This window comes from Haemophilus sp. HN_Hi16 (assembly GCF_049823435.1).
Lineage (GTDB): Bacteria > Pseudomonadota > Gammaproteobacteria > Enterobacterales > Pasteurellaceae > Haemophilus > Haemophilus influenzae_D.
This window is the reverse complement of record NZ_CP187500.1, coordinates 1,281,615-1,306,852: the sequence shown is the minus strand read 5'-3', so window position 1 is coordinate 1,306,852 and position 25,238 is coordinate 1,281,615. Positions and strand designations below refer to the sequence as shown.

Below are 25,238 nucleotides of genomic sequence, written 5' to 3'. Positions count from 1 at the left end.
CCTTATTTTTTAATGGATTGAATCAAATATCCGTATCCTGCCTTTTCCATTTCAGCTAACGGAATAAATTTAATTGATGCACTGTTAATGCAATAACGCAAACCGCCTTTATCTTTCGGGCCGTCGTCAAAAACGTGTCCTAAATGGGCATTGCCCGCACGACTTAACACTTCGGTACGTTGCATATTGAAGCTATTGTCGGTTTCATAATGCACCACATCTTTAATGATCGGTTTCGTAAAACTTGGCCAGCCACAACCTGATTCAAATTTATCATTTGAAGAGAAAACAGGCTCGCCTGTAGTGACATCAACATAAATACCGGGTTGGAAGTTATCCCAATATTCGTTACTAAAAGAGCGTTCAGTATGTTTATTTTGAGTAACGGAATATTGCAACGGTGTCAATTTCGCTTTGAGTTCTGCATCACTCGGTTTCGGATAATCTTTTTCGTCAATCACAGGTTCATCTGCTTTGGTAATATCAATATGGCAATAACCATTTGGATTTTTCTTCAAATAATCCTGATGATATTCTTCTGCTACGATGTAATTTTTAATCGGTTGTACCTCAATTTGCACTGGTTTTTTATATTTGGTTTGAAGCTGGGCGAGAGCTTGTTCGATCACCGCTTTATCTGCCCCATCTTGATAATAAATCCCTGTGCGATATTGTCTGCCACGGTCGTTACCTTGTTTGTTTACACTCGTTGGATCAATCACTTTAAAATAATATTTAAGCAATTTATCTAACGAAATTTGGTTTGCATCGTAAGTGACTTTTACCGTTTCTGCGTGATCGGTTAGCCCAATCATATGATAACTGGTTTTCCCCGTATTACCATTGGCATAGCCAGAAATCGCATCTTTCACACCGTGAATACGCTCCATATATGCTTCCATACCCCAGAAACAACCACCAGCAAGATAAATTTCTCGAATGTTTTGTGTATTTTCCATTGCCATTTTTTGTTCTCCAGATGATGATGTTGAATTTTGTATTGCTAAAGTTGGTGCTGCACAGCAAAGTGCGGTAATAAATAGAAATGTTTTTGATAGTTTCATTGCTTTTCCTTATGAAGTAAAAATTAACGTTACATAAGGTTAGACGGCGAAGAATTGGATTTCTTACAGATTTTTTTACTTAAATTTAAATTGTAGTAGGAATAAGAGGGGAATTTTAGATAAAAAAGACTAAGTCTAAATTAAATATAGACTTAGTCTTGTTTAAATAAAATGATGTTGTTAGAGCAGAATTTTAATGACTTACAGCCATATTTAGTTTAGAAATAGCCTTCTTACCTTCTTCTTCAGAAACTTGTTCTAAATTTGCACCGCCTGCAAATACACCAAATTTAATATATTGACGAATAAAATAGTTTTTACCACTTTCAGTTTTAATGTTTAAATCATTATTGCTGAATTCGGATTCAGTTGAAATTTTATGCTCTCCCGCTTTAATGGTTTTATAAAAAAATACATCAGGAGCAGACTCACCTATAAATTTATCGTCAATATAGAGATCTTTCTTTAAAGCTTTTCCTATAAAAGAATCACGGTAGATATATAATCCTGAATTTCCTTTTTCGGGAGATCTGAATTGTTTGGCGGTATTACTTTCTTCAACAGAAGCCATAGGAACGGTTGCACAAGCTGAAAGTAATAACGCTACCCCTATAATTGATGCTCTTGCAAATAACTGTTTCACAAAATACCCATTAGAAACTAAAACGTAAACCAGCCTTAACGCCCACATCAGAAGCATCTGAGGCTAAACGGTTATATTCAATATTAGTATTAAGTGCCACGTTATCAGTTAATTTATATTGAACACCAGCTAATGCACCAATGCCTATGCTCGTTTCGGTTACAAAATCTATGCGATAATATCTTGCATTTGCATTTTCAGTTACAGTTACATCTGGTTCATTGGCAGATACACGGACACCAACATAAGGTTTGAAATCGGCTAAGTCAAAATCATAAAAACCAGTGAGGCCTAATGATTTACCTTTAAGAGATACATCTACAACATCAGCATAATTTGCAGTTACTTTTCCGTAGTTTGTATAATCTACGGCTAAACGAAAGTTCTTATCAAAAGCATAGCCAACACTAATTCGTTGGGTAAAAGATGAACTGTCTGAACTATTTACATGAGTAATATCAATTTTTGAAGCACCTAAATCGCCTTGAACATACCATTGAGCTTGAGCTGATAGTGCTAAAGTAGATAACATAGTTACAATAAGTAATTTTTTCATAGATTAAGACCTCTAAATGTGTGAAAATACATCAATTGCATAAGTAAATGCGGGTAAATTTTATGGAAGTTTAACCATTAAAAACAACAACAAAAAGGACAAAATAGCACCTAATTTCGGCAAAAATTGCTCAATTTGGAAAGGGGTAAATTTAGATGGGAATGCATGATAAAATTCGTATGATGAGAGAGCTTCGTCAATTATCGCAAGAAGATATGGCTGAGAAAATGAATATGTCGCCAAGTGGTTATGCCAAGATTGAACGAGGTGAAACTCGCCTACAATACGATAAATTAGTGCAAATTGCTCAGATATTTAATGTGAGTTTATCTGATCTTGTTGATAATGATAAAGGTGTTATCTTCTTTATGAATAAAAATGGAAATAATACTTCTGCAAATTATTATAGTGGTGATCACTCTATAATGTTTGAAATTGAAAAATTAAAATTACAACTTATTCATAAAGATGAATTATTAGAGCAGAAAGAAAAAGAATTAGAAATGCTTAGAAAAATGATTTCATTATTAGAAAAGTGAAATAAAGTATTTTTAACAATAAGCGGTTGAAGCTGTAAAATATTTTGCAAATTCAACCGCTTATTTTTTTGCTACCTATCAGTTAATTCTATAGATGGTTTTCGGCATCCCTAAATTGCTTCATCATCTCGCTTAAGGTTTTGCAATTTCTTTGAAAACGACGACAACGTGAGCAGGTAACTAAATGAACTTTTAACCCAACTTTTTCTTGTATATCTAATGAACGTTCGTGCGATTCGGAAATCATTCGAGTGGCTTGGCGACAACGCATAATCTCTCCTAAAGTTTTTTTGAAAGACAGTTTTGCAACTGTAAACGAGCCCGATAAAGGGTGGTATGTAAATTAGACGAAGTTAAATGCGTTTCTTGACAAATTTCTTCAGATGAAAGATCTAAAAACTCTCGCATCATAAAAATTTTTGCCTGTTTGGCGGGTAAACAAGTCAAACAAGTTTCAAAAATCAGCCAAAATTCATCGGAATAAACCGTTTCTTCTTCGCCTTGTAATTCACTCGGGTAATGTTCTGGTTTCCAATACCCCTTTTCATCAAAAAATGAATTATTGGTATTTTCATCTTCAAGTTCACTTTCTAAAACAAACCGCCCTTTCTGACGTAAATAATCAATAATCTTATTTTTAAGAATCGCAAAAATCCAAGTTTTAAATGCAGATTGATGCTTAAAATTATCAAGATTTTTGAATGCACTTAAAAAAGCTTCTTGTACTAAATCTTCAGCAAGATCGGCTTGATTTACTTGCAATTGTGCAAATGTCAGCATTTGAGTGCGAATTTGCTGAAGCTCAAGATCAGAAATAACATTCATTTTAACTCCTTTAAAACTTATGTAAGAAATGAAACCCACTTCCTTTAATAAACTAAGGTAGCTATTTTTACACTCAAAAAAGGAAATTTAAAATGAAAAATTTTACATTGAATCTATTTTGCGAAGTTAGGAAAAAAATCTGGTATTTAATGAAAGAATAATTAGGATAAAAAACGAGCATTTTCGATTTAACTTGATGCTAAACAGAAAATGCTCGTTTTAGATACTAATTTATCCGATCAGATTGGTTGTTTTATCCTTACCAAACCCAGCCAGCTCCCATTTGATAGAAAATTTTACTGTTTTTGCCTGCATTCACGGCGATACCGCTTTTTAATGTGATATTTTCTTTTGGTGTGTAACCTACGCCAATCGCCACCGCATTACGGCTACCATAACCACCCACTGCAGCAGAAAAAATCGCTTTTCCGATCGCTTGTGGCAACACTAAACCAGAAAGCGCGTTAGCTGCAGCCAAGCCACGTTCTAATTTGCTGTCTAACTTACCAAGTTTGCCATTTAACTCGTTAAAATCTGATTGTAAATTATGCACTTGCGTTTGCAATGTGCCTAATTTGAGATCGGTATATTGATTTGCAGTTTGTAAAGTTTGTGTATCTCCTGCTTCACGGTTAGCAACTTCTGCTGTAATTTGTGAAACCACTTCATTTTTTGCTTGAACAATTTTGCTATCCACACCAGCAACTTTAGTTTCTACATCAGTAACTTTATCTTCAATTTGAGTAAGTTTACCCTCTGTTGCAGTTATTTTAGTTTCGATACCTGTCACTTTTGTATTTAATGGACTGAATTTATTGTCGGTATATTGTTTTGCATCTGCTAAAGTTTTTGCATCGCCTGCTTCACGTTTAAGTGCTTCTGAAACAATTTTTCCAACAGTAAATAATTTAGCACTTGCCAATGTGGCTTTATCGCCATCATCCATTTGTTTTTTATTTACTGCGTCAGTGTCTTTTTCGGCTGTTTTTACATTGGCAATGTATCTTTCAGTGCCAACCTTACCCACAGAAACTTCATTCGATCTTGTTGTTTGTGCGTCAGAACCTAATGCAACGCTGTTACTGTGTTCAGCTTTTGCACCATCTCCAAGAGCTACGGCTGATGATTTTAAGGCTTTTGCCCCCTTACCAATTGCTACTGTATAGCTTTTCGATGCCTCACTTTCTTTCCCTAAAGCAACCGAATAATTACCTGTAGCATTTGCGTTTCCACCAATTGCCGTAGAACCAATATTTGCTTCGGTTTTCTTGCCAATTGCCACCGCATCATTTCCAAGTGTTTTCGCGTGATAGCCTAACGCCACTGTATGAGCTACCGCAGTATTATCAGCTTTCTTCGCTTCATTCATTTCGCCCAACACAACATTATGACTACCTTCCACCTTATTTTTATAACTAGATACTACATTGTAGCGATTATCACTTATACCATCACTAGATTTGCCTACATTATTACCATAACCAGACACAGTGTGATAGACACCATACACTTCATTTCCTTGCCCAAACACCTGGCTTGAAGCACCTTTTACTGTATTACTCAAACCATAAACCTGTAAATTACCATTACCCCACCATAAGAAATGCCTGTTGCATTATTACTAAGCCCTACAACTACCGTACTATTACCCGTTAAAGTGTTGTTATCGCCAACGATTAAATTATTAGTTGCGTGAGATAATTTAGGATTAGGATTAGAAGTATCAGTACCTTTAACATCATTAATTTTATTAGTTTTTAAATTACCGATAATGATATTGTTATTGCTCGTACTATCAGATGTACTAATATCTTTCATTCCAAAATTTTCTGAGAAGTTAGTATTTGAAGTGGCAGGGAGAGAAGTATCTGCTAAAGCTGGATTAGTGAATATTCCACCAATAATGGAGAGAGCTGTAGTTATTGTACAAGATGGGAAGAAAAGACTAGTATTGTTTGTTTACAGAATTATATAAAAACATATTTAGATCCTCACTGTATTAAATAAAAGATACTCAATTTTACGTCATATAGATTAAGATATAAAGGAAATATTGTTTTTATACATAAAAAGTGCGGTGAAAATCTTAAAAATTTTTACCGCACTTTTTTGAAGCAGCATTTACATAACAACCACATCAAACTGTTCTTGATTATAAAATTGCTCAGTTTTCACTTGAACGCGTTTGCCAATAAACATTTCCACTTCTGGTAGCAAACCGTGAGATTCTTCATTAATCAGATATTCGGAAACCGCTGGCGAGGCATAAACAACAAATTGTTCGCTGCTGAATAAATGATAAACCCGAATAATTTCACGCATAATTTCGTAGCAAACAGTCTCAACAGTTTTCACTCGACCGCGGCCATGGCACGTTGGACATTCATCACATAGCACGTGTTCAAGACTTTCACGAGTTCTTTTACGGGTCATTTCTACAAGACCTAATTGCGTAAACCCATTCACATTGGTTTTCACGCGATCTTTAGAAAGCACATCACATAAAGATTCTAGTACTCGATTGCGGTGCTCATCTGTTTGCATATCAATAAAATCAATAATGATAATGCCGCCAAGATTACGTAGTTGGAGTTGCTGCGCGATGGCTTTAGTTGCTTCAATATTGGTATTGAAGATGGTTTCTTCTAGATTACGATGCCCTACAAATGCACCTGTATTAATATCAATGGTGGTCATGGCTTCCGTTTGCTCGATAATTAAATAGCCACCCGATTTGAGATTAACACGTTTATCTAGCGCTGTTTGGATCGCATTTTCAACTCCATACACATCAAAGATAGGTTGGTTGCCAGAATAAAGCACAAGTTTATCGCTTAGTTCAGGCATAAATTCATCGGTAAACTCTTTCACTTCGCCAAAACAAAGTTTAGAGTCGATACGAATTTTTTCTAAGTTTGTACCGATAAAATCGCGCAAAATGCGTTGTGGTAGAGCTGGCTCTCCGTAAATTTTTGATTTGGTTGGATATTTAGATTTACGCTCTAAGACTTTACGCCATAAGCGTTTTAAAAATTCAGCATCTTGACGTAATTCTTCTTCGCTTGCTCCTTCTGTGGCGGTACGAATAATGAAACCGCCAAGTTCATCACAAAATGGTTCAACTAATGCTTTTAAACGGGCGCGTTCTTCTTCGCTTTCAATACGTTGTGAAACGCCTACGTGGCTATTTTCTGGCATAAAAACAAGATAACGTGATGGCAATGTGATGTCTGTTGTTAAACGCGCGCCTTTTGTGCCTAGCGGATCTTTCACCACTTGTACTACAATATCCTGCCCTTCTCGTACTAATTCTGAAATGCTCTTAACTTTAAATTGCTTTTGTTCATTTTCATCTACACATTCCGTGTGAGATACAATGTCAGCGGCGTGTAAAAAAGCGGCTTTTTCCAAACCAATATCAACAAAAGCAGATTGCATTCCCGGTAGCACTCGAGTGACACGACCTTTATAAATATTTCCGACAATTCCTCGTTTGGCTTGGCGTTCAATATGCACTTCGCGCAACATTCCTGTTTCGACTAGCGCAATGCGTGTTTCGTTAGGCGTTACGTTCATCAATAACTCGACAGCATCCATTTTATATTCCTAATTTCTTAAATTTCATCAAATATTTAGTCTAAATAGAATAATAGCCCGAAATAAGGTAAAATGCACCCTTTCTGAAATTTTAACCCATTTTGGACTGATATAATGTTTGGATTCGACCCAACTCTTATTACTTTTACTATTTATATTTTCGGAATGTTACTAATTGGCGTACTCGCCTATTATTACACGAATAATTTATCAGATTACATTCTCGGTGGACGTCGTTTAGGCAGCTTTGTCACCGCAATGTCAGCAGGTGCGTCAGATATGTCTGGTTGGCTTTTAATGGGCTTACCGGGTGCGGTATATTTATCAGGCTTAGTTGAAGGCTGGATTGCTATTGGTTTAACTATCGGGGCTTATTTTAACTGGCTTTTAGTGGCTGGTCGTTTGCGTGTTTATACAGAATTAAATAATAATGCCCTCACTCTCCCAGAATATTTTCATAATCGTTTTGGTTCATCACACAAATTATTAAAACTTGTTTCTGCTACGATTATCTTAGTGTTTTTTACTATTTATTGTGCTTCAGGTGTCGTGGCAGGTGCAAAATTATTCCAAAATATATTTTCTGTGGAATATTCCACCGCACTTTGGTACGGCGCAGCGGCAACCATTGCTTACACGTTCATCGGAGGTTTCCTTGCGGTAAGCTGGACAGATACCATTCAAGCGACATTAATGATTTTTGCATTAATTTTAACCCCTGTTTTTGTGTTATTAAGTTTCACTGATACCGCTCAATTTTCCGCCGTATTAGAACAAGCTGAGGCTGCAGTAAATAAAGATTTCACGGATTTATTTACTTCTACCACACCACTTGGTTTATTAAGCCTTGCCGCTTGGGGATTAGGCTATTTCGGGCAACCGCATATTTTAGCGCGCTTTATGGCTGCAGATTCTGTCAAATCACTTATCAAAGCTCGTCGTCTTAGTATGGCTTGGATGGTGCTTTGCTTAGGAGGTGCAATTGGCATTGGCTTATTCGCTATTCCGTATTTCTTTGCAAATCCAGCTATTGCAGGCACAGTTAATCGCGAACCAGAACAGGTTTTTATTGAATTAGCTAAACTTTTATTTAATCCTTGGATCGCAGGTATATTACTTTCAGCTATTTTAGCCGCTGTAATGAGTACATTAAGTGCGCAATTATTAATTTCTTCAAGCTCAATCACTGAAGATTTCTACAAAGGTTTTATTCGCCCTAAGGCTTCAGAAAAAGAGCTCGTATGGCTTGGCAGAATAATGGTCTTAGTGATTGCTGCATTTGCTATCTGGATCGCACAAGATGAAAACAGCAAAGTATTAAAACTTGTAGAATTCGCTTGGGCTGGTTTTGGTAGTGCATTTGGCCCTGTTGTACTTTTCTCTCTTTTCTGGAAACGAATGACATCATCGGGCGCGATGGCAGGTATGCTGGTAGGCGCAGTGACAGTATTTGCATGGAAAGAAATTATTCCAACTGATACCGATTGGTTTAAAGTATATGAAATGATCCCGGGGTTTGCCTTCGCCAGCCTTGCAATTATTGTTATTTCATTACTTTCCAATAAACCAGAACAAGATATTCTTAATACCTTTGATAAAGCAGAAAAGGCTTATAAGGAAGCAAAATGATCGACTTTCGCCCTTTTTATCAACAAATTGCGACCACAAATTTATCAGACTGGTTAGAAACCTTACCGCGCCAATTAAAAGAGTGGGAAAATCAAACTCACGCTGATTATGCGAAATGGCGCAAAATTGTTGATTTTTTGCCTGATTTACAAGCTGACGAAATCGATCTAAAAAGTGCGGTGAAATCTGACCGCACTTTTCCCCTTTCAACAGGAGAAAAACAACGAATTATCCATCATTTAAAGCAATTAATGCCGTGGCGAAAAGGGCCTTATCATCTTTTTGGCATTCATATTGATTGTGAATGGCGTTCAGATTTTAAATGGGATCGTGTTCTTCCTCACTTATCGCCCTTGCAAGGTCGCACTATTTTAGATGTGGGCTGTGGCAGCGGTTATCATATGTGGAGAATGGTAGGCGAAGGCGCAAAAATGGTGGTGGGGATTGATCCTACCGAGCTTTTCCTTTGCCAATTTGAAGCCGTACGCAAGCTGCTTAATAATGATCGTCGAGCAAATCTTATCCCACTTGGTATTGAGCAAATGCAACCATTAGCGGCATTTGATACTGTATTTTCAATGGGCGTACTCTATCATCGTAAATCCCCATTAGATCATTTAAGCCAGTTGAAAAATCAATTGGTAAAAGGTGGCGAATTGGTATTAGAAACCTTAGTGGTGGATGGCGATGTAAATACTGTACTCGTACCAGCAGATCGCTATGCAAAAATGAAAAATGTTTATTTTATCCCCTCTGTCGCCGCACTAATCAACTGGCTAGAAAAAGCTGGCTTTACCAACGTACGTTGTGTTGATGTAGCGACAACTACATTAGAAGAACAGCGTAAAACTGATTGGTTGGAAAATGAAAGTCTAATTGATTTCTTAGATCCAAATGATCACAGTAAAACCATTGAAGGTTATCAAGCACCGAAAAGAGCGGTAATTTTAGCGAATAAATAAAAAAGGGAAATTATTCCCTTTTTTATTTTACTCGCGTTTCATATTTACAACGAATAATACTCTAATTCTACTGAAGTTAATGTGGATAATAAGGTTTCAGCCATCGTTTTATGGCTAAGTTTTAATGCTTTTTCAGCCATCACTATTCGTTCAATATCACTCAATTTTTTATCATTTAAATACGCAAAATTAAGTGCGGTTTGCAACGCTGGCAAACTCGGATTAAATGCGGCGTTTTCTGCATAACGTCCTGTCACCACATCACCATTTTTAAATAAAATCGCAATGCCGTGCGGACTATTTGAATAAGGACAATGAGATTGATTTGCAGCCAAAATAGCTCGATTAACCAAATCATCTTGATGATCTGCAACTAAATGATGATTTTCTTCCGCCAAAAGATGCGCCGCAATATCGAGATCTTTCGGTCCAAAAGCATCTGGTAAATAAGAATGTAATGGATTATTTTGACTATGCGGCAAATGAATTGAAATTTTTTCAGCACCGTGCAATTCATTCATAAATTGACGACAATGCCCGCACGGCGTATAATTGACTACCATATCTGAAATACGGCGTTCATTACGCAACCAAGCGTGAGAAATTGCACTTTGTTCCGCGTGAATCGTTTGCTGAATGGCTGAATTAGCAAATTCTTGATTCGCACCAAAATAAAAATCCCCTTGTTCGCCAATAGCAACTGCCCCCACATTAAAATGAGAAATAGCAGTATGACTATAACTTGCGGCAAGTGGCAACAAGTGCATAGCTAATTTTAGTGATGTAAGTTCAAAATTACGACAAAGCAGTTGCACTTGGGAATAATTTAAAAAACCAGCCCAACTTTGTGAACGAAGTTCATTCACAATAGCTTGATTGAGTGCATCATCTTGTGGCAAGGCGTGCTTAATAAGTTCTTGCATAACATATCCTTAGAAAAAATATTAAAAATTATAACTGTACCTATTAAATCAAAATTTACTGTTAGCCGCGATAGTTTGATTAAATATTCATTAAAACTGTGATCTTGATCACTTATTTTGATAGTTTTTATTTATTACAATTTATTAACAAATAAGGCTAAGGCTATCAATTATATTGAATAGAACAATTTCACTGCAAATTATAGAAACGTATAATACCCATACCAAAGGGAGGGCGTTAGCTCAATTATTTAACTAGAAAAAGGAAATTATTATGTCAAAAACATCAATCGGACTAGATAAAGTTCAGTCAGCAGAATTAGCCAATAAACTTAACGAATTACTTGCAACCTACCAAGTTTTCTATACTAATGTGCGAGGCTATCACTGGAACATTAAAGGTGTAAACTTCTTTGCATTACACGCAAAATTTGAAGAAATTTATACTAATTTAATTGCTAGAGTTGATGAAGTGGCTGAACGTATTTTAACTTTAGGTTACACACCAAATAATGCTTACAGCCAATACTTAAAAATATCTCGAATTAAAGAAGATATTGCAGTAAGTAACGCACAAGAGTGTTTATCAGGTACATTACAAGGTCTAAAAACATTGCTAGATCAACAACGTGAAATTCTTTCTTTTGCAAATAATGCTAATGATGAAGGTACTGCATCACAAATGAGTGACTACATTAAAGAACAAGAAAAATTGGTATGGATGTTCCAAGCAGCTTGCCAAACTTGTCACGCTTAATGAATAAATTTCAACGCTAACGAAAACTAACCTGCAATCAATCTAACTCAATAAAGTTAGATAAATTTAATTTGTCTAAGATCAAACTTGATCTAACAAATTACCTCAAAAGTAAGAGTTTCCTATTTAGAATAGGAAACTCTTATACCTATTCTTCACAGCGACCTCTTTAAACTAATTTAGTCAATTTAGCCACTAAATTTAACGTTTTTTAAATCAGTAAATAAATCTATAGAAATAAATATTGTAGAGCGTTAAAAATTGTGATTATTAACTATTTTTAGTTGATAAAATATATTCTTGAGAATTTAGACTTAAATTAATACGATAAAAATAATTTAAAATGAAGAAATATTAAATTTGTTAGCTATTTTATTATTTCTTGTCCAATTAGATAAAAAAAGCCCCTAAATAATTAGGGGCATCAAAAAGGAATTTATGAATAAAATCTTTAAAGTTTAGCTTATCAAAGGAATCTTGATAAAACGCCACCATTATATTGGCTTTGTAAAAAATAGCAAGAAAAATCTTTACATTTCTTTACAAATCTTTACATTTCAGCATTTCGATAATTACTTGAACCGTCTTTTCCATGCCTTGTAAAGAAACCAATTCGTGTTTACTATGGAAATTATAACCACCCGTGAAAATATTTGGGCATGCTAAACCCTCAGATGCTAAAAATGCCCCATCTGTACCACCTCGAATCGGCTTATGATTTGGTTTAATTCCCACCGCTTTCATTGCGCGATCAGCAAGTTCAATTGATTGAGGAACGTTTTTTACCACATCATACATATTTTGGTAGCTATCTTGAATTTCTAACTCAATAGGCTTTTTCAAACCTTTTTTAGCATTAAATTTTTCCACCTGACTTTTAATAAAAGCTTTTCTTTGTGCGAAATTCTGCTCATCAAAATCACGAATCAAATAAGTGAGATCTACTTGCTCAATATCGCCAGAAAAATCTTCTAAATGATAAAAGCCCGCTTTCCCATCCGTTTTTTCTGGTACTTCATCAACAGGAAAAATTTGCTGGAACTCACAAGCTAAAGTCAGTGCATTCAGCATTTTTCCTTTTGCATAACCTGTGTGAATATTTCGCCCGAAAAACCGCACTTTTGCCGTTGCTGCATTAAAGTTTTCGTATTCTAATTCCCCTACTTCTCCCCCATCAATAGTATATGCCCAATCACAGGAAAACTTTTCCATTGGGAAATAATGGATTCCCAAACCAATTTCTTCATCAGGCGTAAAAGCAACACGAATATTGCAATGAGGAATATTCTCTTTTTGAAGAATGGAAAGTGCGGTCATAATTTCTGCAATTCCCGCTTTATTATCCGCCCCAAGCAAAGTGGTTCCATCGGCAACAATAAGCGTTTGTCCTACCAATTTTTGCATAAAAGAATAATAAACAGGGCTAATAAACTCCTCGCCAATACCTAATGCAATATCTCCGCCACGATATTGCTCTATCACTTCGGGGCGTACATTTTTGCCTCTACATTGCGGAGACGTATCAAGATGCGCAATTAAACCGATGGTTTTCGTTAAGTTAGGATCATTAGCGGGTAAAAATGCTGTCACCACCGCGTATTTACTTACTTCAACATTCTCTAAACCAAGTTGGGTGAGCTCTTTTTGCAACTGCATGGCTAACTTCATTTGTCCAACTGAGCTAGGGGAATGCTTAGCATGAGGTTTTGATTGGGTGTCAAAAGACACATAATGTAAAAATCGTTCTAAAAGTTCTGTTTTATCTGTTTGAGAAATCATATTCTCGCTCCTTTTAAAAATATCTTTTTTAGTTTAACGAGAAAAATAGAAAACATCTTGATATATAACAATATTTATAAAATTAACGAAGTAAAATACATCGAAAGTGCGGTTAAATTTCTCGTTATTTTTATGAATGGCAGTTTTTTTACTTTCTAAGGCATTAAGTCCTTTTAATTATTAACAATTCACTATATCATAGGCGTCTATTTTTATATGTCGCCCCTGCAGTCTTGCAGGTTTTATTTCTACTCAGTACCAAATCATTGGTGAAATTAGGGAGAAAACCAAAGCTAGTGGAAAATCAGCTTCAAAACAAGCCTATTATTGAGCTTCGTTCAATCAAAAAATCCTATGGTTCTAACACTATTATTAACGATTTCAATCTTACAATTAATAACGGTGAATTTGTCACTATTCTTGGCCCCTCAGGCTGTGGTAAGACCACAGTTTTACGCTTACTTGCAGGCTTAGAAGAATTGGATTCAGGTAGCATTATTTTAGATGGCGAAGATATTACCAATGTGCCAGCGGAAAAACGTCATATTAATACAGTATTCCAAAGCTATGCGCTATTTCCACATATGACAATTTTTGAGAACGTAGCTTTCGGTTTGCGTATGCAAAAAGTACCAAACGAGGAAATTAAACCGCGTGTTTTAGAAGCCTTGCGTATGGTACAGTTAGAAGAAATGGCTGATCGTAAGCCAACTCAACTTTCTGGCGGACAACAACAACGTATTGCTATCGCTCGTGCCGTAGTAAATAAACCAAAAGTGTTGTTACTTGATGAGTCTTTATCTGCATTAGATTACAAATTGCGTAAACAAATGCAACAAGAGCTCAAAATGTTACAACGTCAGCTTGGCATTACCTTTATTTTCGTCACACACGATCAAGAAGAAGCGATTACAATGTCTGATCGTATCGTATTATTGCGTAAAGGTAAAATCGCACAAGATGGTTCTCCACGTGAAATCTATGAAGATCCAGCGAACTTATTCGTTGCTCGTTTCATTGGCGAAATTAACGTATTTGAAGCCACTGTGATTGAACGTAAATCAGAACAAGTTGTACTGGCGAATGTTGAAGGTCGAGTTTGTGATATTTACACAGACATGCCTGTTGAGAAAGAGCAAAAACTTCAAGTACTCCTTCGCCCTGAAGATATTGTGATTGAAGAATTAGATGAAAATGAACATTCTAAAGCGATTATCGGTCATATTATTGACCGCACTTATAAAGGAATGACATTAGAATCAACGGTAGAGTTTGATCATAACGGAATGCGTGTCCTTGTAAGTGAATTCTTTAATGAAGACGATCCATATATGGATCATAGCGTAGGTCAGCGCGTAGGCATTACATGGCATGAGGGCTGGGAGGTTGTTCTCAACGATGAAGATAATCAATAATAAATTCCAGAAAATTACTGTTGCGATTATCTTCAGTTGGCTCATTTTCTTTGTGTTGATTCCAAACTTGTTGGTATTCGCCGTCAGTTTTCTGACTCGAGACGGTAGCAACTTTTATGCGTTCCCAATTACTGTTGAAAACTATACAAACTTGTTTAATCCACTTTATGCACAAGTTGTGTGGAATTCATTGTCTATGTCGGGCATCGCCACCATTATTTGCTTACTAATAGGTTATCCATTTGCTTTTATGATGAGCAAAATTCATCCTAAATATCGACCGCTCTTATTGTTCCTTGTGGTTTTACCATTCTGGACAAACTCATTGGTTCGTATTTATGGAATGAAAGTGTTTCTCGGTGTGAAAGGTGTGCTTAACACCATGTTGATAGACATGGGAATTTTGAGTGAACCCGTTCGCATTTTGAATACTGAAATTGCGGTAATCATTGGATTAGTTTATTTGCTATTGCCATTTATGATTTTGCCACTCTACTCTGCGATTGAAAAATTAGACGGTCGCTTATTAGAGGCTGCAAGAGATTTAGGCGCAAATGCATTCCAACGTTTCTTCCGAGTGATTTTACCATTAACTATGCCAGGCATTATTGCAGGTTGTTTATTGGTATTATTGCCAGCAATGGGAATGTTCTATGTAGCAGACCTACTTGGTGGAGCAAAAGTATTACTAGTGGGGAACGTAATTAAGAGCGAATTCTTAATTTCTCGTAACTGGCCATTTGGTTCTGCAATCAGTATTGGTTTAACTGTTCTAATGGCATTGTTGATTTTCGTGTACTACCGCGCGAACAAACTATTGAATAAGAAAGTGGAGTTAGAATAATGAGTCGTTTACTACGTAAAGCATTTATGTTTGTGGTATACGCTTATTTGTATATCCCAATTATTATCTTGGTAACCAATTCCTTCAATTCAGATCGTTATGGTTTAAGCTGGAAAGGCTTTAGTTGGAATTGGTACGAGCGTTTATTTAATAACGACACCTTAATACAAGCTGCGATTCATTCGGTAACTATTGCATTTTTTGCGGCTACACTAGCTACTATTGTAGGTGGATTAACTGCAATCGCACTTTACCGCTATAAATTCCGCGGTAAACAAGCAGTAAGCGGTATGCTATTTGTCGTTATGATGTCTCCAGATATTGTAATGGCAGTATCTTTACTTGCGTTATTTATGATTGTCGGTATTTCATTAGGTTTCTGGTCTTTATTACTAGCCCATGTGACCTTCTGTTTACCCTATGTGACCGTAACTATCTTCTCTCGCTTAAATGGCTTTGATTCCAGAATGTTAGAAGCGGCGAAAGACTTAGGCGCAAGTGAAGTGACCATTTTACGTAAAATTATCCTTCCTTTAGCATTACCTGCAGTTGTATCTGGTTGGTTATTAAGTTTCACTATTTCATTAGATGATGTTGTGGTTTCATCATTTGTCAGTGGTGTAAGTTATGAAATCTTACCATTGAGAATATTCTCTCTAGTGAAAACCGGTGTAACACCTGAAGTTAATGCTTTAGCAACGATTATGATCGTGCTTTCATTAGCTCTTGTCGTTTTAAGCCAGCTAATTACACGAAAAAATAACCATTAATTAACAAAAGGTTTCACAAACCTTTGAATTTAAAATAGAATACGCCTTGACGCACAATCAAGGCGTTTTTTTATGCCTGTCATTCGGCAGGTGGTTTTTTACGACTCTTTAACAGGAGAACAAACAAAAATGAAAAAATTTGCAGGTTTAATTACTGCCAGCTTCGTAGCTGCAACTTTAACCGCTTGCAACGATAAAGATGCTAAGCAAGAAACTGCAAAAGCTACGGCTGCTGCTAATGACACTGTGTATCTCTACACTTGGACTGAATATGTACCAGATGGTCTTTTAGATGAGTTTACTAAAGAAACTGGCATCAAAGTTATCGTTTCAAGCCTAGAATCAAACGAAACAATGTACGCAAAACTCAAAACTCAAGGCGAGTCTGGTGGCTATGATGTTATCGCACCTTCTAACTACTTCGTTTCCAAAATGGCACGCGAAGGAATGTTAAAAGAACTTGATCACAGCAAATTACCTGTTATTAAAGAATTAGATCCTGATTGGCTCAATAAACCTTATGATAAAGGTAACAAATACTCTCTTCCACAACTTTTAGGTGCACCAGGTATTGCATTCAATACCAACACCTACAAAGGCGAACAATTCACTTCTTGGGCAGACTTATGGAAACCAGAATTTGCAAACAAAGTTCAGTTATTAGACGATGCACGTGAAGTATTCAACATTGCTTTATTGAAAATTGGTCAAGATCCAAATACTCAAGATCCAGCAATTATCAAACAAGCCTATGAAGAATTATTGAAATTACGTCCAAATGTACTTTCTTTCAATTCCGATAACCCAGCTAACTCGTTCATCTCAGGCGAAGTGGAAGTGGGTCAATTATGGAATGGTTCGGTACGTATTGCTAAAAAAGAAAAAGCACCTCTAAATATGGTATTCCCAAAAGAGGGTCCTGTACTTTGGGTTGATACTCTTGCAATTCCTGCAACAGCTAAAAATTCTGAAGGCGCACACAAGCTGATTAACTACATGTTAGGGAAAAAAACAGCTGAAAAATTAACCTTAGCTATCGGTTACCCAACCTCAAATATTGAAGCGAAAAAAGCATTACCAAAAGAAATCACTGAAGATCCAGCGATTTATCCGTCAGCTGATGTATTAAAAAATAGTCACTGGCAAGATGACGTTGGCGATGCAATTCAATTCTATGAACAATATTATCAAGAATTAAAAGCTGCAAAATAATCGGTCATAATTAGCACAGAATTAAAATCTAATTCTGTGAGATATTTCCTCTAAATAAAAACGCCCTTTCGGGCGTTATTTTTTTAAGCTTTACCGTCAGCCAAATTTTTCTTTTCTTCCAATTCTTCCCAGCGTAAAAATGCCTTTTCTAATTCAGCTTCAGCATCCGATAATACTTTTAATTTAGCATCAGTAATATCGTGAAATTGTTGGAAAAAAGCAGGATCGGCAATTTCAGCTTGAAGTTCGGCAATTTTAGTTTCCAACTCTTCCAATAATTGTGGAAGTTGTTCTAACTCACGTTGTTCTTTATAAGAAAGTTTCACGGATTTCGGCTTAGAAGTGCGGTCATTTTTCACTGCATTTTCTTCTTTTAGCGATTCAGTTTTCTTCGCTTTAGCCTGTTCTTCTACGGCTTTGCTTGCCCAGAAATTGGTTTGTTGCTGTTTAGCATCAAAGAATCCACCCACATACTTATTCAAACATCCTTCGCCTTCAAATAAATAACATTCTGTCACAGTGTTATCAATAAATTGACGGTCGTGGCTCACAATTAACAATGTACCTTGATAATCAGTCAAAATTTCTTCTAAAAGCTCTAATGTTTCTACATCGAGATCATTGGTCGGTTCGTCAAGAATCAATAAATTATTTGGTTTAAGCAGTAATTTGGCGAGCAATAAACGATTTCGCTCTCCCCCAGATAAGGCTTTAACTGGCGTCATGGCTCGTTTTGGTGGGAACAAGAAATCTTGCAAATACCCTAGCACATGGCGTTTTACACCATTAACTTCAATATCTTGTTTACCATCTGCCACATTATCCATCACGGTTTTTTCGGGATCTAAATCAGCTCGATATTGGTCAAAATAAGCAATATCTAATTTGGTACCACAACGAATTTTGCCAGATGTAGGTTGAATTTCCCCCAACAATAATTTAATGAACGTGGTTTTCCCACAGCCATTTGCCCCAACAAGAGCAATTTTGTCTCCACGTAAAATCGTTGTTGAAAAATCTTTTAACAAGGTTTTTCCTGCGATTTCATAGCTCACATTTTCCATTTCAAAGACAATTTTGCCTGAACGACTTGAAGTATCTAACTGTAATTTGGCTGTTCCCATTACGTCACGGCGTTGGCGGCGTTCCTCACGCATCGCTTTTAATGCTCGCACTCGCCCTTCATTTCTTGTACGGCGAGCCTTGATACCTTGGCGAATCCACACTTCTTCCTGTGCAAGACGTTTATCAAATAATTCATTTTGCAAGGCTTCAACGCGTAGATTTTCTTCTTTCGTGGTTAAATATAAATCGTAATTTCCTGGATAAGACCGCAATTGACCGCGATCTAAATCCACAATCCGTGTTGCCATTTTGCGAATAAAAGAACGGTCATGAGAAATAAATATAATACTACCTTGGAAATCAAGTAAGAAATTTTCCAACCATTCAATAGCTTCCACATCCAAGTGGTTGGTTGGTTCATCAAGTAGTAACACATCAGGATCGCACACCAATGCGCGTGCTAATGCTGCTTTACGCAACCAACCGCCCGAAAGTGCGGATAATTTTGTGTTTGGATTTAAGCCCAGTTTTAACAACACTTCATTGATTTTATTTTCAAATCGCCAGCCATCAGCGTGTTCTAATTTAGTTTGAACCTGTTCTAATTGAGTTAAAATTTGATCACTGTAATTTTCTTCCAATTGAACAGAAATATGATGATATTCTTTCAATAAATCCGTTAAATGCTCTACACCTTCCGCAACATAATCAAAAATATTGCCTTGTGCATTACGCGGTGGGTCTTGTTCTAAACGAGAAACCACAAGATCTTTTTCGTATTGGATTTTGCCATCATCCATCAACACATCGCCTGCGATGATTTTCAATAAAGTTGATTTACCTGCGCCGTTACGCCCAACTAAACAAACGCGTTCATTCGGTTCAATATGTAGTTCTGCGTGATCTAATAAAGGTGCATCGCTAAAAGAAAGGTATCCATTGGTTAAACTAATTAATGCCACAACTGCCCCATAAAAATTCAGTGAAAATTAACCGCACTATTCTATACGGTTTACATAAAAAATCCCATCAATTCAATGGGATTCTCTCTTAAATCAAAGTTGTTGATATACCCGCAATGCGTGTGCATCTGACATGCCTGCAATATAATCGCAAATAATCCGCTTCTTCCTTTCTTCAGGGGCATTACGCCAACGATTTGCCGTATTTCTTGGTAATAAACGCTCTGGATCAGATTCAAAAATTTGGAACATTTCTGTCAGCATTCTCTGCCCTTTATACTCAATTCTCTGAGTATCCACATTACGGATAACATAATCCCAAACGAATTTTTTAAATATACCAAGTGCAGCAATCACTTCAGGTGGCAGCTCTGCGTTATAACGTAACAAAGGTTCATCAAAATTTGCCGTTAATTTCCACCGCACATTAGTAATAAAAAAGTTTACCAATGCACCAATCGCTTGTTTGCGTTCAAAATGTTTATCAGAGAAAAGTCGTTGGCTAATTGAATCAATATTTTTATGCAACCAAGTAGAGGGAATTTGTTTTAATTCAGCATGTGCTGCTTGCCATTGATGTGGATTTACCACGCCAGTTACAATGGCATCTTCTAAATCGTGTACACCATAGGCAATATCATCTGCCAATTCCATAATGCTACAATCCAAAGATTTAAAGCTCGTCTGTAAAAATTCCGCAGGATTTTCCCGCACTTTTTTAAATTTCCCAAATAAAGTGCGGTCATTTTCAGAAAGATTTTCCAGCAACCAATTAAACATTTTTAAATCATCGCGGAAAATGCCCTTTCCAGGAATCCAATCGTGAATACGCACAAAACGCGGATCAATATTGCGAGAAAAATTAAGTTCTGCATATTGAGGCGATGCCACATCTAACAACGCGGGATATTTCACTACACCCAATAGTGTTCGGCGCGTTAAATTCATCCCTGCATTTTCAGTGTAAGGCTCAAGTTTCGTTAAAATTCTAAAGGTTTGTGCATTGCCTTCAAAACCGCCCAGCTCTGCCATCATATAATTTAATGCCGTTTCGCCACCATGCCCAAAAGGCGGATGCCCAATATCATGAGCAAAACACAAACTCTCAATAAGATCGTTACTTGGCAATAAAGGTTTTAATTGTTTTTGCAACTCGTTTTTATCAATATTTAATGTTTGCGAAAGGCTTTCAAAGGTTTCTACAAATTTCAACTGAGCAACTAGACTACTGCCAATCTGAGCCACTTCCAAAGAATGGGTTAAGCGAGTGCGATAAAAATCATTTTCGCCAATTGCGTGTATTTGGGTTTTCGCTTGTAAGCAACGAAAGGCGGCAGAATGTAAAATTCGCCCACGATCGCGACGAAATGGTGGACGATTATCTTTTTCGCGTGGAGGATCGGGTAGAAAACGTTCTGCCCAAGAAGAATTAACAGTAAGTAATTTCATATCGCTTTGTTTTATTTAGTTTTTCTGCATTATCTAACCATTCAGCGTAAAAAACAACCGCACTTTATCTAGAACAAACAAAATCTAGAATGAATAAAGTGCGGTTGAATTTTTATTGATATTTAAGCAAAGAAATAAATCAGCTTAAATACAAATGGAGCAAGAATAGAACTAATAATCCCACAAAGCACGAGAGAAATCGAACTGTAACTGCCTGCAGTTGGATTAGTTTCCATACAGCTTACTGTACCAAGTGCGTGAGAAACCGAACCAACAGAAAGCCCAATGGCTTCTTGATGTTTAATACCTAATTTTTTTAATACAAGATAACCAAATATCGATCCTTGCAAACCTGCAACCACAACACCAACTGCAGTTACGGCTGGAATGCCGCCTAAATGACGAGAAACCTCCATCGCAATAGGCGTTGTGATGGATTTAGGTAAAACTGTTGCGATCATTTCGGGCGTTGCGCCTAAAAGAAATGCTAAAAGTCCACCACTTAACATCGCTAAAAAAGAAGCTATAACCACCGTTGAAAGAATAATTTTCCATTGTTTGGCAATTTGACGAAGTTGTTCATAAAGAGGCAATGCGAGAGCAACGATACTCAAGCCAAGTAAATTATTAATAGGCGCATTTCCTGCCATATAATCATCGTAAGGAATCTTACCTATCACTAAAATCGCCGCCAAAATTAATACTGTTAAAACAAAAGTATTAAAAATCATTGACTTCCAACGTTTACTAATTTGTAGTGCGAGCCAAAATCCAAAAATAGTCAAAAATGTATAAAAATAAATAATGTACTGCTGCATATAACTTTCCTAACATACTAATTCGCTTGTTTTACTTGATTTTCTCTATGTTTCATTACTTTTTTGCGTTTATGTGTAAAAGATTGCGCCTGATACAAATAATGACCGAAAAATCCTATAACAAGTAACGTGACACAAGTACTCACAATATTAGGAACAAGCAAAATATTAACTTGCTCTCTCAATAAATCAGAATATTTGATAATTCCCACACTCACTGGCACAAAAAGCACTGCCATAAAACGAATTAGCAAACTTGCACCTAAATAAATCCAATTTAAATGAATTACTCGTGTTGTTAAACCTAAAAAGAGTAGCAATAATCCCCAAATGCTTCCCGGAACGCCAGCTGGAATGTAATAAGCAATAAGATTTCCGAGATATAACATAATGGATAAAATGACCAAAGAACGAACTAATAAAAATAATTTTTGAATCATATACAACCTTTTTCAACTATTTTCATAATATTTCAAAATTATTTTACGCTTTTTTTTGCTAACTTGAGCCATTTTTTCGGTAAAATAACCAGACTTAGATCAAAAACTTTGCAAATGATAAATCGAAAAATACTATTGACGAGTTTATTACTTATTTTTACCGCACTTTCTGCTTGTTCTCGCGAAAAAAATACCTGTCGTGTGGTTAAAATTAGTGATGGCGATACGCTCACTTGCCTCACTAAAGGTAATAAATCCATTAAAGTTCGTTTAGCCGAGATCGACGCACCAGAAAAATCCCAAGCCTTTGGGCAAAAATCGAAAAAAACCTTGTCTGATCTGGTTTATCAAAAAAATGTACGCCTTGCGCAAAAAGGAAAAGATCGCTATAAACGCACATTGGCGATTGTTTATTATCAAGATAAAAATATTAATTTAGAAATGGTTAAACAGGGTATGGCTTGGGCTTATAAACAATATTCTCACGATCCGATTTATCTTCAAGCACAAGAAAATGCACAAGAAAATGCACAAGCCAAACAAATTGGTCTTTGGGCGGACAATAATCCAATTGAACCAAGTCAATGGCGCAGACAGGAGAAAAATAAATATGGCTTTTGATGTTCAAACTTTCCGTCAAGCATTTCCTTATTTCCAACGTGAAGATGCGGTTGTTTATTTAGATAACGCCGCCACCGCGTTGAAACCTCAAGTGTTAATTGATCGCACCGCTGAATTTTATGCTTCTGCAGGTTCAGTGCATCGTAGTCAATATGATGCAGCCCAAACTGCGCAATATGAACAGGCTCGCACACAAGTTAAAGAATTAATTAATGCAGAAGATAAACGTGCTGTTATTTGGACTTCGGGTACAACTCACGCAATAAACTTAGTGGCAAATGGATTGCTGCCGCAATTAAACACAGAAGATGAAATTCTGATTAGCCAAGCAGATCATCACGCTAATTTTGTTACTTTGCACGAAACGGCGAAAAAGTGCGGTGCAAAAATTCGAGTTTTGCCGATTTTAGATAATTGGCTAATTGATGAAAATGCGCTTATTTCTGCCCTTTCTGAAAAAACAAAACTCGTTGCGCTGAATTTTGTTTCAAATGTCACTGGCACAGAACAGCCGATTAAACGCCTGATTCAACTTATTAGAAAACATAGTCATGCGTTGGTTTTAGTGGATGCAGCACAAGCGATTAGTCATATTAAAATTGATTTACAAGATTTAGATGCCGATTTCCTCGCATTTTCTGCCCATAAAATTTATGGCCCAAATGGGCTTGGCGTTTTAACAGGAAAATTGACCGCACTTTCTCAACTTCAACCGCTCTTTTTCGGTGGAAAAATGGTTGATCGCGTATCAAATAATCGTATTACTTTTGCCGAATTGCCTTATCGTTTAGAAGCTGGCACACCCAATATTGCTGGGGTTATTGGCTTTAATGCCATACTGAATTGGCTACAAAAATGGGATTTTACCGCAGCAGAACAGAACGCTATATCTTTGTCTGAATCCGTCAAAGTGCGGTTAAAATCTTACGAGAATTGCCGATTATTCAACTCACCTCAACCAAGCACCGTTGTTTGCTTTATATTTGACGGCATTGACTGTTCTGATCTTTCTACACTTTTAAGCGAACAAAATATTGCGCTTCGTGTGGGCGAACATTGTGCCCAACCTTATTTAGCACGCTTAGGCGAACGCACCACATTGCGCCTGTCTTTTGCTCCTTATAATACACAGGAAGATTTAGAGGCATTTTTTACTGCCTTAGATAAAGCACTGGATTTATTACAATGATAGAACAATTAAAACAAGCTAAAAATTGGGAAGATCGCTATCGCCTGATTATTCAAGCTGGCAAAAATTTATCTCGCCCAAGCGATGATGAACTTGCTCAAATGCAACCTATTACTGGCTGCGAAGCACAAATGTGGTTTCAAATTATGCCTAAAAATGACCGCACTTTTCAATTCAACGGATTTAGCGAAGCCAGAATTATGAATGGCTTGCTTTGGATTTTACTCAATCAAATCAATGGTAAAACAGCGGATGAATTGAATAAATTTGATACTACTGCCTTTTTTAGCGAGCTCGGCATTTCACAACGTTTAAGCGAAACACGTTTAAACGGCTTAAACCAAATCGGACAGCAATTAAAAAATTTATGTATTTAATCGAAACCTATTTTCGTCTGACTGCAGTCGAAAATAACATTGAATCACAAAGCCGTTTACTTAATGCGGTGATCGATCAATGGCGGTATAACGGGCAAATTATAGGGCGTGAAATTCCTTTATATTTAGCCGAAGAAGATGGCGCACAAGGCTTTGCTATGCGTGTCATTTGCCCTGAGCAAGATAGTCTTTTCCCGCAAAATAATAACGCAGAAGTGAATTTAGCATTACAAGAAGCAGAAAAGTGCGGTGTAATTTTTGATGGTTTTCAACTTGTGGGCGATGATTTCAATTCAGATCAAACGGCAGAAAATGCGTCGCCCGCTTGGCAAGTGCTTTACACAACCCATTTACAAAGTTGCTCGCCGATTCATAGCGGAGAAAATTTCGCACCAATCCCTTTGTATAAACAGTTGAAAAATCAACCGCACTTAAGCCAAGATCTGATTAAATGGCAAGAAAATTGGCAAGCCTGCGATCAATTACAAATGAATGGTGCGATATTAGAACAACAATCTTTGGCAGAAATTTCGGATCATCAAAGCACACTTTCAAAACATGGGCGTTATTTAGCTCAAGAAATAGAAAAAGAAACTGGCATACCGACTTACTATTATTTATATCGTGTAGGTGGGCAATCTTTAGAATCTGAAAAATCCCGTTGCTGCCCTTCTTGTGGTGCAAATTGGGCGTTAAAAAACGCGATTTTTGATACCTTTCATTTTAAATGCGATACCTGTCGGTTAGTTTCGAATCTATCGTGGAATTTTTTGTAATTTAAGTCGAAGCCTCAACTCTCTGT

Annotated in this window: 26 protein-coding genes; 12 read left to right on the top strand and 14 right to left on the bottom strand. The window is 36.6% G+C overall.

Annotation, left to right across the window (positions count from 1 at the left end; all coding sequences use genetic code 11):
• Positions 1-2 precede the first annotated feature (2 nt).
• From msrAB to ACPT9C_RS06510, 3 genes are all read right to left on the bottom strand, one after another.
• Positions 3-1,064 (bottom strand): bifunctional peptide-methionine (S)-S-oxide reductase MsrA/peptide-methionine (R)-S-oxide reductase MsrB, encoded by a 1,062-nt coding sequence (msrAB, locus tag ACPT9C_RS06520; RefSeq protein ID WP_005631817.1) that lies wholly within the window; start codon positions 1,062-1,064, stop codon positions 3-5.
• Positions 1,065-1,257: 193 nt separating this feature from the next.
• Positions 1,258-1,764: a DUF2846 domain-containing protein gene (locus tag ACPT9C_RS06515; RefSeq protein ID WP_050829132.1), complete on the bottom strand. Its 507-nt coding sequence runs from the start codon at positions 1,762-1,764 to the stop codon at positions 1,258-1,260.
• On the bottom strand, positions 1,718-2,263 hold the full coding sequence (locus ACPT9C_RS06510) for an opacity family porin (RefSeq protein ID WP_050949152.1): 546 nt from the start codon (positions 2,261-2,263) through the stop codon (positions 1,718-1,720). The genes ACPT9C_RS06515 and ACPT9C_RS06510 overlap by 47 nt, the downstream gene beginning before the upstream one ends.
• Before the next feature lie 155 nt (positions 2,264-2,418).
• On the opposite strand from ACPT9C_RS06510, the gene ACPT9C_RS06505 reads away from it, so the two are divergent.
• Positions 2,419-2,802, top strand: a complete 384-nt coding sequence (locus ACPT9C_RS06505; protein WP_021035262.1) for a helix-turn-helix domain-containing protein — start codon at positions 2,419-2,421, stop codon at positions 2,800-2,802.
• Between the two features lie 88 nt (positions 2,803-2,890).
• On the opposite strand, the gene ACPT9C_RS06500 is transcribed toward ACPT9C_RS06505, so the two are convergent.
• From ACPT9C_RS06500 to rng, 5 genes are all read right to left on the bottom strand, one after another.
• Entirely contained in the window at positions 2,891-3,073 is a 183-nt protein-coding gene (locus ACPT9C_RS06500) for a zf-HC2 domain-containing protein (protein WP_050829135.1), read from the bottom strand.
• An 8-nt stretch (positions 3,074-3,081) separates the two neighbouring features.
• Positions 3,082-3,627 (bottom strand): sigma-70 family RNA polymerase sigma factor, encoded by a 546-nt coding sequence (locus tag ACPT9C_RS06495; protein ID WP_021035264.1) that lies wholly within the window; start codon positions 3,625-3,627, stop codon positions 3,082-3,084.
• Between the two features lie 259 nt (positions 3,628-3,886).
• Complete coding sequence (locus ACPT9C_RS06490; protein ID WP_230304879.1) at positions 3,887-5,191, bottom strand: YadA-like family protein; 1,305 nt, start codon at positions 5,189-5,191, stop codon at positions 3,887-3,889.
• Positions 5,188-5,445: a hypothetical protein gene (locus ACPT9C_RS06485; RefSeq protein WP_061671209.1), complete on the bottom strand. Its 258-nt coding sequence runs from the start codon at positions 5,443-5,445 to the stop codon at positions 5,188-5,190. The genes ACPT9C_RS06490 and ACPT9C_RS06485 overlap by 4 nt, the downstream gene beginning before the upstream one ends.
• Before the next feature lie 303 nt (positions 5,446-5,748).
• On the bottom strand, positions 5,749-7,224 hold the full coding sequence (gene rng, locus ACPT9C_RS06480) for a ribonuclease G (protein ID WP_050949150.1): 1,476 nt from the start codon (positions 7,222-7,224) through the stop codon (positions 5,749-5,751).
• 114 nt (positions 7,225-7,338) lie between these two features.
• Here rng and putP point away from each other — a divergent pair, with 114 nt between their 5' ends.
• Both putP and cmoB read left to right on the top strand, forming a co-directional pair.
• The gene (gene putP / locus ACPT9C_RS06475; RefSeq protein WP_050949149.1) at positions 7,339-8,853 is read left to right on the top strand and encodes a sodium/proline symporter PutP; all 1,515 of its coding nucleotides are present in this window, start codon (positions 7,339-7,341) and stop codon (positions 8,851-8,853) included.
• The gene (gene cmoB / locus ACPT9C_RS06470) at positions 8,850-9,815 is read left to right on the top strand and encodes a tRNA 5-methoxyuridine(34)/uridine 5-oxyacetic acid(34) synthase CmoB (RefSeq protein WP_118879930.1); all 966 of its coding nucleotides are present in this window, start codon (positions 8,850-8,852) and stop codon (positions 9,813-9,815) included. Before putP ends, cmoB begins: the two co-directional genes overlap by 4 nt.
• 44 nt (positions 9,816-9,859) lie before the next feature.
• Here the strand turns inward: cmoB and cdd are convergent, their stop codons facing one another.
• Positions 9,860-10,738, bottom strand: coding sequence for a cytidine deaminase (gene cdd, locus ACPT9C_RS06465; protein WP_050949147.1), 879 nt, complete (start codon positions 10,736-10,738; stop codon positions 9,860-9,862).
• 274 nt (positions 10,739-11,012) lie between these two features.
• Between cdd and ACPT9C_RS06460 the strand changes: the two genes are divergently transcribed.
• Positions 11,013-11,495, top strand: a complete 483-nt coding sequence (locus ACPT9C_RS06460) for a Dps family protein (RefSeq protein WP_050949146.1) — start codon at positions 11,013-11,015, stop codon at positions 11,493-11,495.
• 540 nt (positions 11,496-12,035) lie between these two features.
• Here ACPT9C_RS06460 and pepT read toward each other — a convergent pair.
• Complete coding sequence (gene pepT / locus ACPT9C_RS06455) at positions 12,036-13,274, bottom strand: peptidase T (protein WP_050949145.1); 1,239 nt, start codon at positions 13,272-13,274, stop codon at positions 12,036-12,038.
• A gap of 296 nt (positions 13,275-13,570) precedes the next feature.
• Between pepT and potA the strand changes: the two genes are divergently transcribed.
• From potA to ACPT9C_RS06435, 4 genes are all read left to right on the top strand, one after another.
• A complete protein-coding gene (gene potA / locus ACPT9C_RS06450; RefSeq protein ID WP_050949144.1) occupies positions 13,571-14,689 on the top strand; it encodes a spermidine/putrescine ABC transporter ATP-binding protein PotA in 1,119 nt (372 codons plus the stop codon).
• Positions 14,673-15,533, top strand: a complete 861-nt coding sequence (potB, locus tag ACPT9C_RS06445; protein WP_041175343.1) for a spermidine/putrescine ABC transporter permease PotB — start codon at positions 14,673-14,675, stop codon at positions 15,531-15,533. The genes potA and potB overlap by 17 nt, the downstream gene beginning before the upstream one ends.
• Positions 15,533-16,303, top strand: coding sequence for a spermidine/putrescine ABC transporter permease PotC (gene potC, locus ACPT9C_RS06440; protein WP_050949143.1), 771 nt, complete (start codon positions 15,533-15,535; stop codon positions 16,301-16,303). The genes potB and potC overlap by 1 nt, the downstream gene beginning before the upstream one ends.
• Positions 16,304-16,432: 129 nt before the next feature.
• Positions 16,433-17,515, top strand: a complete 1,083-nt coding sequence (locus tag ACPT9C_RS06435; protein WP_050949276.1) for an extracellular solute-binding protein — start codon at positions 16,433-16,435, stop codon at positions 17,513-17,515.
• 83 nt (positions 17,516-17,598) lie between these two features.
• Here the strand turns inward: ACPT9C_RS06435 and ACPT9C_RS06430 are convergent, their stop codons facing one another.
• From ACPT9C_RS06430 to ACPT9C_RS06415, 4 genes are all read right to left on the bottom strand, one after another.
• Positions 17,599-19,542, bottom strand: a complete 1,944-nt coding sequence (locus ACPT9C_RS06430) for an ABC transporter ATP-binding protein (protein WP_050949142.1) — start codon at positions 19,540-19,542, stop codon at positions 17,599-17,601.
• Positions 19,543-19,635: 93 nt separating this feature from the next.
• On the bottom strand, positions 19,636-20,991 hold the full coding sequence (locus tag ACPT9C_RS06425) for an anti-phage deoxyguanosine triphosphatase (RefSeq protein ID WP_050949140.1): 1,356 nt from the start codon (positions 20,989-20,991) through the stop codon (positions 19,636-19,638).
• A gap of 122 nt (positions 20,992-21,113) precedes the next feature.
• On the bottom strand, positions 21,114-21,809 hold the full coding sequence (locus tag ACPT9C_RS06420; RefSeq protein ID WP_005652869.1) for a CidB/LrgB family autolysis modulator: 696 nt from the start codon (positions 21,807-21,809) through the stop codon (positions 21,114-21,116).
• Positions 21,810-21,826: 17 nt separating this feature from the next.
• Positions 21,827-22,249 carry a CidA/LrgA family protein gene (locus ACPT9C_RS06415; protein ID WP_038439755.1) on the bottom strand — a complete coding sequence of 141 codons (423 nt, stop codon included), beginning with the start codon at positions 22,247-22,249 and terminating at the stop codon, positions 21,827-21,829.
• A 114-nt stretch (positions 22,250-22,363) separates the two neighbouring features.
• On the opposite strand from ACPT9C_RS06415, the gene ACPT9C_RS06410 reads away from it, so the two are divergent.
• From ACPT9C_RS06410 to ACPT9C_RS06395, 4 genes are read left to right on the top strand one after another with little or no spacing between them, the layout of a single operon-like run.
• Positions 22,364-22,870: a thermonuclease family protein gene (locus tag ACPT9C_RS06410; protein WP_050949138.1), complete on the top strand. Its 507-nt coding sequence runs from the start codon at positions 22,364-22,366 to the stop codon at positions 22,868-22,870.
• Positions 22,860-24,059, top strand: a complete 1,200-nt coding sequence (locus tag ACPT9C_RS06405) for a cysteine desulfurase (protein ID WP_050949137.1) — start codon at positions 22,860-22,862, stop codon at positions 24,057-24,059. The genes ACPT9C_RS06410 and ACPT9C_RS06405 overlap by 11 nt, the downstream gene beginning before the upstream one ends.
• The gene (locus ACPT9C_RS06400) at positions 24,056-24,436 is read left to right on the top strand and encodes a SufE family protein (RefSeq protein ID WP_050949134.1); all 381 of its coding nucleotides are present in this window, start codon (positions 24,056-24,058) and stop codon (positions 24,434-24,436) included. Before ACPT9C_RS06405 ends, ACPT9C_RS06400 begins: the two co-directional genes overlap by 4 nt.
• Positions 24,427-25,212, top strand: coding sequence for a Zn-ribbon-containing protein (locus ACPT9C_RS06395; protein ID WP_050949133.1), 786 nt, complete (start codon positions 24,427-24,429; stop codon positions 25,210-25,212). The genes ACPT9C_RS06400 and ACPT9C_RS06395 overlap by 10 nt, the downstream gene beginning before the upstream one ends.
• The last annotated feature ends 26 nt before the right edge of the window (positions 25,213-25,238 follow it).